Source organism: Streptomyces sp. NPDC091371 (assembly GCF_040684275.1).
Classification (GTDB): Bacteria; Actinomycetota; Actinomycetes; order Streptomycetales; family Streptomycetaceae; genus Streptomyces.
Window position 1 is genome coordinate 1 of the sequence record NZ_JBFBFP010000112.1, and the last position, 1,637, is coordinate 1,637.

Genomic DNA, 1,637 nt, shown 5'->3' on the forward strand with positions numbered 1-1,637 from the left:
GACGTGAAGGGGGTTGCCGTTGCCGTCGCAGATCAGGTGGTGCTTGCTGCCCGTCTTCCGCCGGTCGACCGGCGACGGGCCGGTCGCGGCCCCCCGTTACCTTCTTCGTGGCCTCGCAATGAGGCTCCCGGCCTTCGGCCCCGGTATGACTTGAGCCCCCAGTCGAGATGATCGAAAAGGTGGTGTCGCCGGTGCCGGAGGCATTGGCAGACCGCTGATTAGAGGCACGAGCGCCCTTTGGGCAGTCTCTTCGTAACGTGGATGCCGGCACGCTGATGCCGCAGGTGAGGCCGGGGAGAACGCGAGCGCGGGAGCGAAGGGCATGTCGGACGGGACGGGCATCGACGTCTATCTGGGCCTGGATGTCGGGAAATGTGATCACCATGCCACCGCCGTGAACCGGGCGGGGAAGAAGGTGTTCGACAAGCCACTGCCCAACAGCGAACCGAAACTGCGGGAGCTGTTCGACAAGCTCCAGGTCAAACACGGAACGGTACTGGTGGTCGTCGACCAGCCGGCTTCCATCGGGGCTCTGCCGCTGGCGGTCGCCCGGGACGCGGGCTGCCGGGTCGCCTACCTGCCCGGACTCACGATGCGACGGATCGCCGATCTCTACCCCGGAGAGGCGAAAACCGACGCTCGCGACGCGTTCATCATCGCGGACGCGGCCAGAGCGATGCCTCACACCTTGAGGACGATCGATCCCGCGGACGAGACCGTTGCCGAGCTCTCGATGATCGCCGGGTTCGACGACGATCTCGCAGGTGAGTCCACCCGGATCGCCAACCGGCTCCGTGGCCTGCTCACCCAGATCCACCCGTCGCTCGAGCGTGTCCTGGGTCCGCGGATCCAGCATCCGGCCGTGCTCAAGTTGCTGGACCAGTTCGGCTCCCCGGCTCAGATCCGCAAAGCCGGACGCCGTCGCCTCGTGACCTTGATACGTCCCAAAGCGCCGCGGATGGCCGAGCGGCTGGTCGAGGACATCTTCACCGCACTCGACGAACAGACCGTCGTCGTCCCGGGCACGGAGGCGGCCGCGCTGATCGTCCCCAGCCTCGCGAGTTCACTCCAGTCCGCGCTTGACCAGCGAAAACTCCTCGCCGCCCGGATCGAGGAACTCCTGGAGGCCCACCCTCTTTCCCAGGTCCTGATCTCGATGCCCGGTATCGGGATCAGGACCGCTGCCCGCATCCTCATCGACGTCGGCGACGGCAGCGGCTTCGTCACCGCCGGCCACCTCGCCGCCTACGCCGGCCTCGCACCCGTGACCCGGAACTCCGGATCCTCCATCCGCGGCGAACACCCCTCCAGGCGCGGCAACAAGCAGCTCAAGAGAGCCTTCTACCTCGCTGCATTCGCCTCGCTCTCCCAGCCCGAGTCACGCGCCTACTACGACCGCAAACGCCGGGAGGGAAAACACCACATCGCTGCCCTCATCGCACTCGCCCGACGCCGTATCGACGTCCTCTTCGCCATGCTCCGCGACGGCACCTTCTACCAACCACCCACACCGGCCACGGCTTGACGAAAGCCATAGAGGCACCTTTTTCGCGCGGACGTGGGAGCCGTCCACGCACGCGCGGGACCAGTCCAGTTCACCGGCCGAGTTCAGCTCGGCGAGCAGGATCCGGTGCAGT

At 66.7% G+C, this 1,637-nt stretch carries 1 protein-coding gene and 2 pseudogenes; 1 reads left to right on the forward strand and 2 read right to left on the reverse strand.

All coding sequences use genetic code 11. From position 1 onward, the window contains the following. Positions 1-84, reverse strand: a pseudogene (locus AB0O21_RS40395) (IS5/IS1182 family transposase); the annotation flags it as partial. 238 nt (positions 85-322) lie between these two features. Between AB0O21_RS40395 and AB0O21_RS40400 the strand changes: the two are divergent. Further along, complete coding sequence (locus tag AB0O21_RS40400; RefSeq protein ID WP_365181003.1) at positions 323-1,525, forward strand: IS110 family transposase; 1,203 nt, start codon at positions 323-325, stop codon at positions 1,523-1,525. Positions 1,526-1,549: 24 nt separating this feature from the next. Here AB0O21_RS40400 and AB0O21_RS40405 read toward each other — a convergent pair. Beyond that, positions 1,550-1,637: pseudogene (locus AB0O21_RS40405) on the reverse strand (IS5/IS1182 family transposase); the annotation flags it as partial.